At 69.8% G+C, this 13496-nt stretch carries 13 protein-coding genes; 6 read left to right on the top strand and 7 right to left on the bottom strand.

What is annotated here, in order from left to right; genetic code table 11:
- Positions 1 to 262 precede the first annotated feature (262 nt).
- Complete coding sequence (locus tag ON39_RS17475; protein WP_040735366.1) at positions 263 to 772, bottom strand: TetR/AcrR family transcriptional regulator; 510 nt, start codon at positions 770 to 772, stop codon at positions 263 to 265.
- A gap of 145 nt (positions 773 to 917) precedes the next feature.
- On the opposite strand from ON39_RS17475, the gene ON39_RS17480 reads away from it, so the two are divergent.
- The 3 genes from ON39_RS17480 to ON39_RS17490 all read left to right on the top strand — a co-directional run bounded on the left by ON39_RS17480 (position 918) and on the right by ON39_RS17490 (position 3687).
- A complete protein-coding gene (locus tag ON39_RS17480) occupies positions 918 to 2273 on the top strand; it encodes a M14 family zinc carboxypeptidase (RefSeq protein WP_040735367.1) in 1356 nt (451 codons plus the stop codon).
- 92 nt (positions 2274 to 2365) lie between these two features.
- On the top strand, positions 2366 to 2659 hold the full coding sequence (locus ON39_RS17485) for an ArsR/SmtB family transcription factor (protein ID WP_040735369.1): 294 nt from the start codon (positions 2366 to 2368) through the stop codon (positions 2657 to 2659).
- 20 nt (positions 2660 to 2679) lie between these two features.
- Complete coding sequence (locus ON39_RS17490) at positions 2680 to 3687, top strand: LLM class flavin-dependent oxidoreductase (RefSeq protein WP_040735370.1); 1008 nt, start codon at positions 2680 to 2682, stop codon at positions 3685 to 3687.
- An 8-nt stretch (positions 3688 to 3695) separates the two neighbouring features.
- Here the strand turns inward: ON39_RS17490 and ON39_RS17495 are convergent, their stop codons facing one another.
- The 3 genes from ON39_RS17495 to ON39_RS17505 form a co-directional block, all read right to left on the bottom strand.
- The gene (locus tag ON39_RS17495; RefSeq protein WP_040735372.1) at positions 3696 to 4679 is read right to left on the bottom strand and encodes a sulfite exporter TauE/SafE family protein; all 984 of its coding nucleotides are present in this window, start codon (positions 4677 to 4679) and stop codon (positions 3696 to 3698) included.
- Between the two features lie 227 nt (positions 4680 to 4906).
- On the bottom strand, positions 4907 to 5671 hold the full coding sequence (locus ON39_RS17500; RefSeq protein ID WP_051186750.1) for a PP2C family protein-serine/threonine phosphatase: 765 nt from the start codon (positions 5669 to 5671) through the stop codon (positions 4907 to 4909).
- Positions 5672 to 5782: 111 nt separating this feature from the next.
- Positions 5783 to 6277 (bottom strand): Lrp/AsnC family transcriptional regulator, encoded by a 495-nt coding sequence (locus ON39_RS17505; RefSeq protein WP_040735373.1) that lies wholly within the window; start codon positions 6275 to 6277, stop codon positions 5783 to 5785.
- Positions 6278 to 6346: 69 nt separating this feature from the next.
- Between ON39_RS17505 and ON39_RS17510 the strand changes: the two genes are divergently transcribed.
- A complete protein-coding gene (locus ON39_RS17510) occupies positions 6347 to 7510 on the top strand; it encodes a MalY/PatB family protein (protein ID WP_040735375.1) in 1164 nt (387 codons plus the stop codon).
- Between the two features lie 9 nt (positions 7511 to 7519).
- Here ON39_RS17510 and ON39_RS17515 read toward each other — a convergent pair whose 3' ends face one another.
- On the bottom strand, positions 7520 to 8986 hold the full coding sequence (locus ON39_RS17515; protein WP_040735377.1) for an FAD-dependent monooxygenase: 1467 nt from the start codon (positions 8984 to 8986) through the stop codon (positions 7520 to 7522).
- Between the two features lie 207 nt (positions 8987 to 9193).
- Between ON39_RS17515 and ON39_RS17520 the strand changes: the two genes are divergently transcribed.
- Both ON39_RS17520 and ON39_RS17525 read left to right on the top strand, forming a co-directional pair.
- Positions 9194 to 10555, top strand: coding sequence for a M20/M25/M40 family metallo-hydrolase (locus ON39_RS17520; RefSeq protein WP_083894520.1), 1362 nt, complete (start codon positions 9194 to 9196; stop codon positions 10553 to 10555).
- A 14-nt stretch (positions 10556 to 10569) separates the two neighbouring features.
- Positions 10570 to 11112, top strand: coding sequence for a YbhB/YbcL family Raf kinase inhibitor-like protein (locus tag ON39_RS17525; RefSeq protein WP_040735379.1), 543 nt, complete (start codon positions 10570 to 10572; stop codon positions 11110 to 11112).
- A 52-nt stretch (positions 11113 to 11164) separates the two neighbouring features.
- Here ON39_RS17525 and ON39_RS17530 read toward each other — a convergent pair whose 3' ends face one another.
- Both ON39_RS17530 and ON39_RS48840 read right to left on the bottom strand, forming a co-directional pair.
- Positions 11165 to 12997, bottom strand: a complete 1833-nt coding sequence (locus ON39_RS17530; RefSeq protein WP_040735380.1) for an AMP-dependent synthetase/ligase — start codon at positions 12995 to 12997, stop codon at positions 11165 to 11167.
- Between the two features lie 228 nt (positions 12998 to 13225).
- The coding region (locus ON39_RS48840) for a hypothetical protein (RefSeq protein WP_218006166.1) at positions 13226 to 13496 on the bottom strand (271 nt) is incomplete at its 5' end.

Below are 13496 nucleotides of genomic sequence, written 5' to 3' on the forward strand. Positions count from 1 at the left end.
GGGGCGGCAATGCCGTGGCGCTGGCGGGCCGGGACGAGCCGCCCCGGCGGCGGCGTAAACCCTCCGTCCCGGAGATCCACCCCGAGGAGGCGGAACTGCGCGGCGGATTCGTCTGGCCGCCCGGCTGAAGGTCCGAATATGTTCTCCCGCAGGGAGTCTTAGGCTGGTGGATCGATGAGGGGCAGCAGCGCGCCGACGGCTTCGAGGACGTAGTCGCGCTGCACCTCGTCGGGCGTGACCACGGCGTGCTGGGCGAATCCGTTCATGAGCGCGTGCACGGCGGGGGCGAGCCGGGCGGCCTGTTCGGCTGTCGTCCTCGGTTTTCGTCCCGGTCGATCGCGCGGTCGGTGAGCAGCGTGGTCAAGAGTTCGGGGCTGCTGGGGACCTCGGAATCCATCTCCGACAGCAACTTCGGATCGCGCAGCGCGGCCGCCATGGCCTCCAGCTCGAACGCGAAATACTCACGGGCGCGGTCCTCCCCGGCCGTGTCGAGGACCACGAGCGCGTAGCCGCGCACCACGTCGGCGAGGGACAGCGTCGGATCGGTCAGCGGCCGCATCGTGTCGTGATAGTCCGCCGCCATCCGATGGATGGCCGCGACGAGCATGGCCCGTTTGCTGCCGAAGATCGAGTAGATCGCGCCGGTGGTCAGCCCGGCACGGTCGGCGATGTCGCCGAGCCTGGCGGACTGGTAACCGTGCGCGGCGATCTCGCTGATCGTCGCGGCGATCAGGGCCGCTCGGTTGCTCTCCCGGATCTGGGCGCGCTTCATCCCTTGATGATAATCTCATTATTCAGATAATCAGATTACTGAATGAGGTGTGATGCGCGAGTTCGATCGACGCAGATGGTTTGCCCTGGTCGCCGCCTTGGGCGCGGCGGCATCGGCCGGTTGTGGAAGAGACGAGGGACGGAAGATGGTGCCGCAGGACGAGGTGGCCGCGATCGTCGGGCAGGTCGAGCGGACCGCGTCGTTCCCGACCGTGGACGAGCTCAACCGGTTCATCGACGACATGGTGGCCGCGCACCCGGACCGGGTCGCGGTCGAGGAGATCGGTCGCTCCCGCGGCGGTGATCCCCTCCGCGAAGTGCGGATCGGCACGGGTCCGCGCCACCTCGTCGTCCTCGGTAACCCGCACCCGAACGAACCCATCGGGATGGCGACGATCCGGCACCTGATCGGTCGGTTGGCTCGCGACGAGGCGGATACCCTCGGTGCCACTTGGCATTTCGTGCCGTGCGTGGACCCGGACGGAACCCGGCTGAACGAAGGATGGTTCGCCCGGCCGCTCACCCGGACCAGCGTGGCCCGCGGCTACTACCGTCCGGCGGGAGACGAGCAGCCGGAGTGGTGCTTCCCGATCACCTGGCGTGGGGCGCCGGTCGGCGTGCCGATGCCGGAGACGCGGGCGCTCATGGCGCTGATCGACCGCACGAAGCCCGCGCTGATCGCGTCGCTGCACAACGCCGACTTCGGCGGCGGCTTCTTCTACTGTTCCGGCGGGGACGCCGGCTACTGGTCGGCGCTGGGGCGGTTGCTCGACGACGCGGGCGTGCCGCGCTTCCTGGGCGAGCCGGACGCGCCGGGGGCGGCGCGCTGGGCCGAGGGCGTCTTCGAGCTGCCCGCGTTCGAGAAGATGGCCGACGCCTTGACGGCGGTCGGCGTGGATCCGGTCGCGACGATCGGTGGCGGCGGCAGTCGCGACTACGCGGCGCCCTACGGGACGGCCGTGCTGGTGAGCGAGCTGCCGCTGTGGGTCGACGAGCGGATCGGCGACAAGACCGTGAGCGATCGCTCGATCGGCAGCGTGGTGCGCTCCAGCGCGGCGAGTTACCGCGAGATCGCCGCACTGGTCGCGCAGGTGCTCGAGCGTTTGGGTGATCGGTTGACCGGTCGCAGCCCGTTCGAACGCGCGCTGCGCGCGGTGCCTGCGTCGCTGTCGGAGATGGCCGTCGAGAAGGAGGCGGCCTCGGGGCAGGACCGCCTCGCGACCCGCGGCGAGATCTTCATGGAGGAGTACGTCTGGACCGGCATGCTGCGCCTGCGCACCGGGGGACTGCTGCTGCGGCTGCTCGACGCGGAGGCCGAGCGCGACCCGTCCCCGGTGGTCGCCGCCGAAAAGGCTCGCGTCGCTACGGTTTTCGACGGGTGGAGCGCCGACATCGAACGTAACGCCCCCGGCGAGCCCGTGCCGTTGGCAGCGTTGATCACGATCCAGGCGGGGTCGATCGTCACCGCGGCGGCCCGGCTGCGCGACGGACTGCCGGTGTGACGGCCCGTGCGGGGAGTGAGCCGGGTCATGGTGCCGGGCGGCGCAGCGCGGAGTAAGTTCGTTAATTAGCGAAATACCGAAGGGCGGTAAGCGTGCTGGACGAGTGCAAGGCGCTGGCGAACGAGACACGCCTGCGCGTCCTGGAGTGGCTGAAGGAGCCGGACGTGCACTTCCCGGAACGCGGCGGCGAGACGGCCGAGCTCGGCGTGTGCGTCGGCCTCATCCAGCAGAAGGCGGGCACGTCGGCCTCCACCATCTCCGCGCACCTGGCCATCCTCCAGCGCGCCGGTTTCCTCTGCGCCACCCGGCGTGGGCAGTGGATCTACTACCGCCGCGACGACGCCCGCATCCGCGCCTTCACGGAACAGCTACACCGCGTTCTCTGACCCACGAAAGGCCACGTCCTATGACGACCGCTCTGTCCATCCTCGACCTGGCGTCGATCGCGCCCGGCCAGTCCGCGCGCGACAGTTTCGACAACAGCGTCGCGCTGGCGCGGGCCGCCGAACGCAGTGGTTACCGGCGGGTCTGGTACGCCGAGCACCACAACATGGGCTCGATCGCGTCGAGCGCGACCAGCGTGCTCATCGGCTACGTCGCGACCCGGACCGAGAGCATCCGGCTCGGCTCCGGCGGCATCATGCTGCCCAACCACTCGCCGCTGGTGATCGCGGAGCAGTTCGGCACCTTGGAGACGCTGTTCCCCGGCCGGATCGACCTCGGGCTCGGCCGGGCGCCGGGCAGTGATCAGAAGACCATGTACGCCCTGCGCCGCAACCCGTCGTCGGCGGACTCGTTCCCGCAGGACGTGCTGGAACTGCAGGGCTATCTGTCCGGGCACTCGCGGATCTCCGGCGTGCAGGCCGTGCCGCGCGCGGAAGGGATTGTGCCGCTCTACATTCTGGGCTCCTCGCTGTTCGGCGCCCAGCTGGCCGCGCAGCTCGGCCTGCCCTACGCCTTCGCCTCCCACTTCGCGCCCGACGCGCTGCACCAGGCGGTCGCCGTCTACCGCGACGGATTCCGGCCGTCGGAGCAACTGGCCGAGCCGTACGTCATGGCCGGCGTCAACGTCTTCGCCGCGGCGACCACCGAGGACGCCGCGGAACAGAAGGCCGTCGCCTACCGGGCCAGGGCGCGCATGATGATCAAGCGGGGCGCGGCCGACGTCAGCTACTCCGACGCGGAGATCGACGCGTTCCTCGCCTCGCCCAACGGCCGCCAGCTCGCCTCGATGACCAAGTACACCGCCGTCGGCACGCCGAGCGAAGTCGCCTCGTACCTGGACGATTTCGCCACCACCATCGGCGCCGACGAACTGATCCTCGCCCACCACGCGAACCGGATCGATGACCGAGTCCGCTCGGTCGAGCTGACCGCCGCCGCCATGGCCGACCGCGCACCGGCGATCGGCTGAGGCTCGGCTCACACCCAGGGCGCCACCGGATACCACGGGATGATGTCGCGCATGGCGAGCAGGCGCACGTCCCAGTAGAGGAAGGTGAAGACGCCGACAGTGAGCAGGGCGACGGCGCTGAGGACGCTGACGCGGTGCGGGTCGGCCTGGAACCAGCGTTGCAGGCGCCCGCCGACGAGGACGGTCAGGATCAGCAGGACGGCGAGGATGGTGATGTTGCCGAGGGACTGCAGGACGAAGGCGCCCGCGGCGTAGAGGATGTTGCCCTCCTCGGCGGCGTCGCGAAACAGCTTGCGGAACAACGGGAACGGGCGTCCGATGAGGAAGGCGCCGATGAGGCCGCCGAAGACGACCAGCGGTGCGTTCGGGAAGCGGGCGGCGACGCGGGCGAACGGGTCGCGCACCAGACCGAGGACGGCGAGTCCGAGGTAGGTCATGATCACCCCGATCACACCGAACACCACCATGGACTGGATCAGCCGCGGCGACAGCCGGCCGGGCAGGCTCGGCGCGGTGTCGAACTGCGGCATGTCGGTGCCGAAGATGCCGACCACCACACCGTAGGCGGCGGACACGACGACCATGCCGACCGCCATCCACAGCAGCGGCCGCAGCACCGCCTGCACCCGGTTCCGCCAGCCGCCGGCGCTGCCCGCCAGCGGCGCCACCGCTCCGAAGACGGCGATATTGCACGCGGTGAACGTGCCCGCCAGGCCGGAGACGAACGCGAACACGATGCCCGCGCCGATGCCGGTGATCGCGGTGTCCTTGGCGTCGTGGCCGAGTAGCCCGTCGGCCACCGTGTCACCGATCGTGGTGTCCACGAAGGGCGCCGACCACACCACGGTCAGCAGGAACCCGGCGAGCACGCCGAGTAGTAGGACCAGGCCCCGCCGCCGCGGCGGGTAGCCGTTGACGAACACGCTGGTCGCCCCGGAATGGTCGGGTATCGGTGAATGGGATGCGGTGGAAGGGAATTCGAGCTGTGCCATCGGGCTCTCCTGTCAGCCACTGACCGGTGACGAAACACCGGCGTTTCCCATTGTCGGGTATCGATGGGCGCGAATTCCGTTGAATGCCAAGATGATCACTGATCTCACCGCGGCTTGCCGTGGGCGGCGCGCACAGAGTCCAACCAGCGCAGCGACTTTCGCCAGTTCCCGATGGCACGCGATTCGGTGCGCGGGCGATCGACGGGTGTGAGTCGGCGCCGGGTGGGTTACGCGTCGAGTGCGCGAGGTGCCGGGTGGCAGTCGGCTACCAGGGCGGTGGTGTTGTCGGTTCCGCCTGTGCGCAGGGCGCTGTCCACCAGGGTGTCGGCGGCCCGCGCGACGGAGCTCTCGTCGGCGACGATCGCCTTGATCGCGGGCATGTCCAGGCGTTTGTGGACGCCGTCGGTGCTGAGCAGGAGGCGGCCCGCGCTGGAGCCGGTGGTGGCGAGGCCGATATCGGCGGGGCGGACGGTGCGGGCCGAGGTGATGACCACGTGGTCCAGTCGGGGCGGGGGACCCCAGCCGTGCGCACGCCAGTATTCGGCCACGGTGTGGTCGGTGGTGATCTGGTGCAGCACACGGCCGTTCCAGCGGTAGGCGCGGCAGTCGCCGACCCAGGCGATGTCGGCGGGCGCGTCCGGCCGCCCCGTAGAGGGCAGCACGGCGACCACGAGGACGCTGTCGGCCTCGGACTGCGGGAACTGGCGGAGCAGCTCCTCCTGGGCGGCGAGGATTCCCGCGTGCGCGCCGCTGCGCGCGCCGACGCGGGCCGCGACATCGGCCACGGTGCGGGCCGCGCGGGCGGCGGCCAGGTGATCGCCGACGCCGTCGGCGACGACGTACGCGGTCCGTCCGGTGACCGGATCGGCGACCGCCGCCGCGGCGTCGGCGTTGAGCGAGCGAGAACCGCGCCTGCTCAGCGACTCCCACGTGGTACCGGTGAGCCGGATGGCCCCGGTGTCCGAGCCATCGGTGGCAGGTGCCGAGCACATGGCCTGACCTCCTTTGGCTGAACCCGGTGTGCGCCCGTCGGCACTACTCCAGTAAACCGCTGAAACCCGTGGCGTCGGCAACAGTTCGCCAAGCAGTTCCTGTGAAGGCGATCACGGTTTGGTCTCTTGACCGAGACGCGACAACGGCACGGCGAGTTGAGCTTTGACGCGCTCGTAGGTCGGCAGCGTCTCGTACCGGTGCACCGACTTGTCCCTGACGAACAGCTCGTTCGAGATCGCGCGATAGGCGGCCAGATCCTCGGTGACCAGCACGACCACGTAATCCCACTGTCCGACAACGGAATAGCACTGCTGCACGGCCGGTTCGGCGAGCATCCGCTCGCAGAAGGCGCGATAGTGATCGGCGTCGTCCTCGGCCAGCTCGACGAGCACCACGGTGGTGAGCCCCAGGCCGACCGCCCGCGGATCGATCACGGCGACCTCGGCGGTGATCACGCCGCCGTTACGCAGCCGGGTGAGCCTGCGCTGAACCGCGCTGGGGGACAGGTTGACTCGCTCGCCGAGCTCGTGCAGCGGCAAGGTCGCATCGACCTGGACGAGGTCGAGCAGCCGATGGTCGATGTCATCCAGGGGTAAGACGCTCACGCAAGATTCTTGCGTGCGGGCGGGAAAATTGTCAATCGCGTCCGGTGATCTTCCTTCTAGGGTCGGCTCATGAACGATCGCGGCGATATCGAGACCCTCCGGCGGCGAGTGGGCATCAAGTGGACACGAGCCGGGGCCGACGTGGTGCCGGCCTGGATCGCGGACATGGATTTCCCGGTGCCCGACCCGGTGCGGGCGGCGCTGCGCCGGGCGGCGGACGGCGATCTCGGCTACCCCGCGTGGGAGGACCGCCTCGACCGCAACCCCTTACAGCAGGCCTTCGCCGATCGAATGCGCGAGCGCCACGACTTCATCGTCGACCCGGACGACGTCTACGTCTTCACCGAACTCATCCAGGTGTTGCAGATCGTGCTGGACCGCATGACCGCGCCCGGCGACGCCGTCGCCGTGCACACGCCCGCGTACCCGCCGTTCCTGCAGACCCTGGAGATCATGGAGCGCCCGCTGGTGCCGATCCCGATGCTCGCGGGCGAGCACGGCTGGACCTTCGATCTCGATCGGATGGCCGAGGACATCAGCCGAAACGGTTGCCGCGCCCTGATTCTGGTGAACCCGAACAACCCCACGGGGCACGTGTTCGACCGCGCCGAACTCACGGCCATCGCGGAGATCGCCGGTCGGCACGACCTTCTCGTGATCGCCGACGAGATCCACTCCGAGCTGACTCACGACCGGCACCGGCACACTCCCTTTGCCTCGCTCGGCCCGGAGATAGCCGCGCGCACAGTGACTCTCAACTCCGCGAGCAAGGCGTTCAATCTGGCGGGCCTGCGGTGCTGCGTCGCCCACGTCGGTGACGCCCGGGTCCGCGCGGCGTTGGACGCGCAGCCGCCGCAACTGTACGGGCAGGTGAGCGCGTTGAGCGTGCTCGCAACCTGCACCGCCTGGCGCGAGGGCGACGAGTGGCTGGCGCGCACCCGCCGCACGCTCACCGGCAACCGCGACCTCGTCGCCGAATCCCTGCCGCCCGGCATCGAGTTCCGCCGCCCCGACGCGACCTACCTGGCCTGGCTAGACTGCCGCGCGCTCGAGCTCGACCGCGACCCCGCGGCCTTCTTCCTCGAGCATGCCAAGGTCCGGCTCCTGCCCGGCCCCGACTTCGGGCCGGGCGGAACGGGATTCGCGCGGTTGAACTTCGCGACCTTCCCGCCCGTACTGGAGGACATGCTCGACCGCCTGCGCACCGCGGTGCACAAGCACGTCAACCGCTGAGCGAACGGGTCACTCGGGCAAGCCGAACCATGACGTCAGTGCCGTCGAGATCGCCGAGGGGTCGTCGCTCGCGGCGCACACGTAGCCGTCCGGCCGGACGAGCACCGCGGGCGCGGCCAGCTGATCGGGAGCCACTGCGACACAACGGATCCTGGACTTCCAGCCGTCGGCGATCGGGCCGAACCGATGGTCGGGGCTGCCGTCCAGCAGCAACCCGAGCCCGTCGCGCGCGTGCTCGGCCAGCCGGGTGCCGTCGGCGAGGTCGAGATCCGGCACGCGGTGGCCGAGCCCGTCACCGAGGTCGTAGCGAATGCTCAACCCGGAAATGTCCTCGGAAACCTGAAGATTCGCCTCGGGCAGCCGCAGCAGATTCGTGATCATGTCCCGCACGAGCAGCGCGTCGGGATGCGGCGCGGTGAGCACGCTCTGCACCTGGGTGTTGGCCAGCACCGCCGCCGCCACCGGATGCCGCTCGGCGTGGTAGGTGTCGAGCAGGTGCGGCGGCGCCCAGCCGTGCACGGCGGCGGCCAGTTTCCAGCCGAGGTTGAACGCGTCCTGCAGGCCGAGGCTCATGCCCTGCCCGCCGAGCGGGGCGTGGATGTGCGCGGCGTCGCCGGCGAGAAACACTCGGCCCGTGCGGTATTCGCTCGCCTGCCGGGCGGCGTCGGTGAAGCGGGAGCCGGAGCGCAGCTCGCCGAGTTCGATATCGGGCCCGTAGGACAGGGTCAGCGCGCGTTGCAGTTCGTCGGCGGTGAGCGGGGTGTCCCGGTCGACGCCGACCTGCGAGGGGCCGCCGTACACGAACCGATACACCCCGTCGCGCAGCGGCAGCAGGAACGCGAAATCGGCGCGCTCGGTGTCGAAGTCGGGCAGCGACCAATCCTCGGCGACCCCGGCGGGTTTGCGGGCCAGCGTGATGTCGCACACCGTGGCGGGCACATTTCCGTCGCGGCCCGGGAACTCGACGCCGGTCAGCTTGCGCACGGTGCTGCGCCCGCCGTCCGCGCCGACGAGGTAGCGCGCGGTGAGCCGCCGCTCGCCGTCGGGAGTGGCCACGACCGCAGTGACCTGGTCGTCGTCGGGGCCGAGCCCGGCGTCCAGGCGAAGCAACGCGTGACCGCGGCGCGCCGCAACGCTGAACCCGGCGAGGTTGGCCTCCAGGGCGCGTTCCACATCCGCCTGCACGATCGCGACCTGATAGGCGAACCTGGTGTCCAGCTTGCCGTAATCCAGTGGGATACCGGCGAAGTGGCCCCACGGCAGGTTGGCGAACACCGACCCTTCCATCCGCGTGAGCCAGCCGCGCCAGTCGAGAATCTCCGCCGACCGCGGCTGCAGATTGAGCGCCTTGGATTGGCGACTCCGGTCGAGGTCGCGCTCCACCACGACGGTGCGCACCCCGGCAAGACCCAGTTCATTCGCCAGCAGCAGGCCGGTCGGCCCGCCGCCCACGATCAACACATCGGTATCAGGCACCCCTCGACTCTGCCAACCGCCCGGCCGTCGCGCCATCGGATTTCGCTGAGCGGACCGCACCGCCGCTGTCGTTTTGCGATCACCGTGATGCTGACCCCCGCGCCCCCGTCGATCGCGACCGTAAGCTGTGCGGTCCGGCCGCGGCGCGCCGGCGCGGGCGGGAGGGACCGGGCGGCGCGGGTCCGGGCAGGTGGTAGGAAAGGGTACGTGTCCACAACTGTCGAAGCATCAGGCCCCAACAGCAGCTCGCGCGCGGTCGACGAGGTGGTGGACCTGGTCAGCGCGCTGATTCGGTTCGATACCTCCAACACCGGCGAGCTGGCCACCACCAAGGGCGAGCGCGAGTGCGCGGAATGGGTGGCCGACCAACTGCACCAGGCGGGGTACACGACCGAGTACGTCGAGTCGGGCGCGCCCGGGCGCGGCAATGTGTTCGCGCGGCTGAAGGGCGCCGACTCGAGCCGCGGCGCGCTGATGATGCACGGCCACCTCGACGTGGTGCCCGCCGAGGCCGCCGACTGGAGCGTGCACCCGTTCTCCGGCGCCGTGCGCGACGGCTACGTGTGGGGGCGCGGCGCCATCGATATGAAGGACATGGTCGGGATGATGCTGGCGGTAGCCCGCCAGTTCAAGCGCGAGGGCACCGTGCCGCCGCGCGACATCGTCTTCGCCTTCTTGGCCGACGAGGAGAACGGCGGCAAGTGGGGGTCGCAGTGGCTGGTCGATAACCGGCCCGACCTGTTCGAGGGGATCACCGAGGCGGTGGGCGAGGTCGGCGGCTTCTCGCTGACGGTCCCGCGCCCGGACGGCACCGACCGCAGGCTCTACCTGGTGGAGACCGCGGAGAAGGGCCTCGGCTGGATGCGGTTGCGCGCCAAGGCCAGAGCGGGTCACGGCTCGTTCCTGCACGAGGACAACGCGGTCACCATTCTGGCCGACGCGGTCGCGCGGCTCGGCAAACACACCTTCCCCCTGGTGATGTCGGACTCGGTGAGCGAGTTCCTCGCCGCGGTCGCCGAGGAGACCGGGCTGGAGTTCGACCCGGCGAGCCCCGACATCGAGGGCCAGCTGGCCAAGCTCGGCACGATCTCGCGCATCATCGGTGCGACGCTGCGGGATACGGCCAACCCGACCATGCTGCAGGCCGGGTACAAGGCGAACGTGATCCCGCAGACCGCGGAGGCCGTGGTCGACTGCCGGGTGGTGCCGGGCAGGCAGGCGGCGTTCGAGCGCGAGGTGGACGAGCTGATCGGCCCCGACGTCGAGCGCGAGTGGATCACCAAACTCGACTCCTACGAAACGACTTTCGACGGCCACCTGGTCGACGCCATGAACGACGCGATCCTCGCCAACGATCCGCAGGGCCGTACCGTGCCCTACATGCTCTCGGGTGGCACCGACGCGAAGGCGTTCGCCCGCTTGGGCATTCGCTGCTTCGGCTTCGCGCCGCTGCGGCTGCCACCGGAACTCGACTTCACCGCGCTGTTCCACGGTGTGGACGAACGGGTTCCGGTGGACGCGCTCGAATTCGGCACCCGGGTGCTGGAACACTTCCTGCTGAACAGCTGACGAAAGGACAACCCGTGCCCGACTACTCCTACAATCCCTACGACGCGCTCCCGCAGCTGCCGTCGTTCACGCTGACCTCCGACGACGTCACCGACGGTCGGCCGTTCGGCAACGATCAGGTCAGCGGCGTGCTCGGCGCGGGCGGCAAGGATCTCTCGCCGCAGCTGTCCTGGTCCGGATTCCCGTCGGAGACAAAGAGTTTCGCGGTGACCGTGTACGACCCCGACGCCCCGACGGCGTCCGGGTTCTGGCACTGGGTGGTGGCCGACGTCCCGCTGGGCGCGACCTCGCTGCCCGGCGGCGCGGGCAGCGGCGAGGAGGGCGGCGCGATGCCGACCGGCGCGATCACCCTGCGCAACGACGCGGGCTTCCATGGATTCGTCGGCGCCGCACCGCCGCCCGGACACGGCTACCACCGCTACTTCATCGTCGTGCACGCGGTGGACGTGGAGAGCCTCGGGTTCGACGAGTCCGCCTCGCCCGCCTACCTCGGCTTCAACCTGTTCTCGCACGCGATCGCGCGGGCGACGCTGGTGGCGACCTACGAGCAGAACTAGACTCGGACAGACGTCGTGGCCCTGGGCGAAACGCTCAGGGCCACAGTCTTTCTCACTTGACCTCGACGACCCTGTCGGAGACGTCCTTCGCGTAGAGCGCGTCGATCTCGGCCGCGTACTTCCGGGCGATCGGCGTGCGCTTGAGCGACATCTTCGGCGTCAGCTCGTCGCCGCCCGGCTCCCACGCCGAGCCGACGATGGTGAACCGCTTGATCTGCTCCACCCGCGAGAGCTTCACATTGCCCGCCCGCACCGCGGCGCGGACCTCGTCCACGATCTCCGTGCGGGTCGCCAGCGTCGCCACGTCGGCGTCGGTGGCGCCGAACTCCTTGGCGCGCAGCATCGCCACGTCGGGGTCGAGCACGATCAGCGCGGTGATGAACGGCCTGGCGTCGCCGATCGCCACGACCTGACCGACCAGCGAGGACGCGGCCTTCACCGCGTTCTCGATATTGCTCGGGGCGATGTTCTTGCCCGCCTCGCTGATGATCAGCTCCTTCTTGCGGTCCACGATGCGCAGGTAGCCGTCGGGGTCGAGGGTGCCGACGTCGCCGGTGTGCAGCCAGCCCTCGTCGTCGATCGCCTCGGCCGTCCGCTCGGGCATGTTGCGGTAGCCGCGGGTCACGATGGGCCCGCGCACGAGGACCTCGCCGTCGGCGTCGAGCCGCAGCTCCATCCCGTCGACCGGGCGGCCGACCGAGCCGGGCCGCGGCTTGGCCTTCTCGGTGAACGTGCCGACGCCGGTGGTCTCCGACATGCCCCACACCTCGGTCATCGGGAAACCGAGGCCGAGGAAGTACTCGAGGGTCTCCGGCGGGATCGGCGCGGCCCCGGACGCGGGCACGTGCAGTTCGTCCAGGCCCATGGCGTGGCGCAGCTTCGACAGCACCAGCGCCTCGGCCAGCGTGTGCTGGACCGAAAGGATCGGCCCTCGGCCCTTGCCCGCGAGATCGGCTCGGGCCGTGGCCATTCCGGTCTCGATGGCCCAGCCGGCGAGCGCCTTCTTCACTCCGCTCGGCTCGGCGGCGAGCTTGGCCTCGATGCCGGTCTTGATCTTCTGCCACACCCGCGGCACGCCGAAGAAGGTGGTCGGGCGGGCGTCGGGCAGCGCGGCGGCGATCTCGCGCGGGTCCGGCACGGTGGTCACCTGGACGCCGGTGACCAAGTTGATGGCGTGGCAGGAGATGCGGTCGGCGACGTGCGCGGCGGGCAGGTAGGACACCGCCCGGTCGTCGATGCCGACCGGCAGCGGACCGTTGATCAGGGCGATGATCTGGGCGATCACGTTGCGATGGGTGACCTCGACGCCCTTGGGCGGACCCGTGGTGCCGGAGGTGTAGATCAGGGTGGCCAGGTCGTCGGGCTCGACCGCGCGCCAGGTCGCGTCGAAATCGAAGTCGGCGGCCGGATTCGCCTCCACGTCGGCCAGGCTGAGGGCGCCCGTCGCCGCACCGTCGACCAGGACCACGTGCGCGAGATCGACGCCCGCGCCGGTCACCTTGTCGAGGAAAACCTGTTCCGTCACAACGACTTTGTTCGCCGCGTCGGTGAACAGGTGGGCGATCTGCTCGGCCGAGGAGGTGTTGTAGACCGAGAACGGGGTGGCGCCCAGGTGCAGCGCCGCGGTGTCGACCAGGTTGAACTCGGGCCGGTTGGTGAGCATGATGCCGACGGTGTCGCCGCGCCCCACACCGAGTTTCGCCAGGCCCGCCGCGATCGCGCGCACCCGCTCGCCGAACTCGCGCCAGGTGATCCGCTGGGTGCCGCCGACCGTCCGCAACGCGACCTGCTCGGGCCGTAAGGTCAGGGTCTCCTGGAACGCCTCCGGCACGGTGTAGACCGTTTTGCCCGATTTATGCGCATAGCCGATGTCTGTAGTCGTCATATCCCTGTTCCCGATTTCCATGCCGTGAACCGCGCTCGTGGCGCCCGCGCGGTCCGAGACCCGAGGGGTCCGAGCGCGCCCACAGTGGCGCGGCTCACTCATGGTAGCCAGGTCGCAGGTGTACCGGCGGCGCTTACCGGGCAAGTGCTTTCGCGCGCTCAGGCCGCCCGAAAGCGGCCGAACGTCCGCAGAACCACCTGGAGGCCTGCACTGACGCCCGTCGCACCCTCAAAAGGAAGCCCGTGAATATCGAGCAGAGTCAAATGGTCGTGCGTGAAGATCTTTTGGCGGCCATTCGACTCTGCTCGATACTCGAGGCGGCGTGCCCAGGTGGTGATCGATGACGACGGCGGCGTGTTCGGGAAAGATCCAGCGCCGCTTGATTTCCCACAGCAGCGCGCGGATGCCGCGCGCGCCGGAGAGCGGTGGCGCGTCGTCCCACACCTCGACCGCGTCGAAGTCGGTCTCGCGCACCAGCTTCGCTGTCTCCCGCGCCGAA

It is taken from the genome of Nocardia tenerifensis NBRC 101015 (genome assembly GCF_000308715.1).
In the GTDB taxonomy this organism is placed as follows: domain Bacteria; phylum Actinomycetota; class Actinomycetes; order Mycobacteriales; family Mycobacteriaceae; genus Nocardia; species Nocardia tenerifensis.